3 protein-coding genes and 1 pseudogene are annotated in these 1,252 nt (G+C 57.1%); 2 read left to right on the top strand and 2 right to left on the bottom strand.

Annotated features, from left to right (window positions below; translation table 11 throughout):
* Window positions 1-147: 147 nt before the first annotated feature.
* The gene (locus tag CSBG_RS17620) at window positions 148-339 is read right to left on the bottom strand and encodes a Rop family plasmid primer RNA-binding protein (RefSeq protein WP_000165985.1); all 192 of its coding nucleotides are present in this window, start codon (window positions 337-339) and stop codon (window positions 148-150) included.
* Between the two features lie 64 nt (window positions 340-403).
* On the opposite strand from CSBG_RS17620, the gene CSBG_RS17615 reads away from it, so the two are divergent.
* Both CSBG_RS17615 and CSBG_RS19055 read left to right on the top strand, forming a co-directional pair.
* The gene (locus CSBG_RS17615; RefSeq protein ID WP_081450183.1) at window positions 404-739 is read left to right on the top strand and encodes a hypothetical protein; all 336 of its coding nucleotides are present in this window, start codon (window positions 404-406) and stop codon (window positions 737-739) included.
* A gap of 54 nt (window positions 740-793) precedes the next feature.
* Entirely contained in the window at window positions 794-922 is a 129-nt protein-coding gene (locus CSBG_RS19055) for a type VI secretion protein (RefSeq protein WP_001260374.1), read from the top strand.
* Window positions 923-977: 55 nt separating this feature from the next.
* Here the strand turns inward: CSBG_RS19055 and CSBG_RS18425 are convergent.
* Window positions 978-1,252, bottom strand: a pseudogene (locus tag CSBG_RS18425) (tetracycline efflux MFS transporter Tet(C)); the annotation flags it as partial.

Here is a 1,252-nt window from a genome sequence, read left to right as displayed (position 1 = left end):
GCCAGTATACACTCCGCTATCGCTACGTGACTGGGTCATGGCTGCGCCCCGACACCCGCCAACACCCGCTGACGCGCCCTGACGGGCTTGTCTGCTCCCGGCATCCGCTTACAGACAAGCTGTGACCGTCTCCGGGAGCTGCATGTGTCAGAGGTTTTCACCGTCATCACCGAAACGCGCGAGGCAGCTGCGGTAAAGCTCATCAGCGTGGTCGTGAAGCGATTCACAGATGTCTGCCTGTTCATCCGCGTCCAGCTCGTTGAGTTTCTCCAGAAGCGTTAATGTCTGGCTTCTGATAAAGCGGGCCATGTTAAGGGCGGTTTTTTCCTGTTTGGTCACTGATGCCTCCGTGTAAGGGGGATTTCTGTTCATGGGGGTAATGATACCGATGAAACGAGAGAGGATGCTCACGATACGGGTTACTGATGATGAACATGCCCGGTTACTGGAACGTTGTGAGGGTAAACAACTGGCGGTATGGATGCGGCGGGACCAGAGAAAAATCACTCAGGGTCAATGCCAGCGCTTCGTTAATACAGATGTAGGTGTTCCACAGGGTAGCCAGCAGCATCCTGCGATGCAGATCCGGAACATAATGGTGCAGGGCGCTGACTTCCGCGTTTCCAGACTTTACGAAACACGGAAACCGAAGACCATTCATGTTGTTGCTCAGGTCGCAGACGTTTTGCAGCAGCAGTCGCTTCACGTTCGCTCGCGTATCGGTGATTCATTCTGCTAACCAGTAAGGCAACCCCGCCAGCCTAGCCGGGTCCTCAACGACAGGAGCACGATCATGCGCACCCGTGGCCAGGACCCAACGCTGCCCGAGATGCGCCGCGTGCGGCTGCTGGAGATGGCGGACGCGATGGATATGTTCTGCCAAGGGTTGGTTTGCGCATTCACAGTTCTCCGCAAGAATTGATTGGCTCCAATTCTTGGAGTGGTGAATCCGTTAGCGAGGTGCCGCCGGCTTCCATTCAGGTCGAGGTGGCCCGGCTCCATGCACCGCGACGCAACGCGGGGAGGCAGACAAGGTATAGGGCGGCGCCTACAATCCATGCCAACCCGTTCCATGTGCTCGCCGAGGCGGCATAAATCGCCGTGACGATCAGCGGTCCAATGATCGAAGTTAGGCTGGTAAGAGCCGCGAGCGATCCTTGAAGCTGTCCCTGATGGTCGTCATCTACCTGCCTGGACAGCATGGCCTGCAACGCGGGCATCCCGATGCCGCCGGAAGCGAGAAGAATCATAA

Origin of the sequence: Clostridium sp. 7_2_43FAA (genome assembly GCF_000158375.2) — a bacterium.
Lineage (GTDB): Bacteria > Bacillota > Clostridia > Clostridiales > Clostridiaceae > Clostridium > Clostridium tertium.
The sequence above is the reverse complement of the archived record's forward strand: the minus strand, read 5'-3'. Positions and strand labels throughout refer to the sequence as shown.

Bases quoted from the DNA above. Each gene is read 5' to 3' on its own strand.
- CSBG_RS17615 (WP_081450183.1), top strand. From the start codon at position 404: ATGCTCACGATACGGGTTACTGATGATGAACATGCCCGGTTACTGGAA.
- CSBG_RS19055 (WP_001260374.1), top strand. From the start codon at position 794: ATGCGCACCCGTGGCCAGGACCCAACGCTGCCCGAGATGCGCCGCGTG.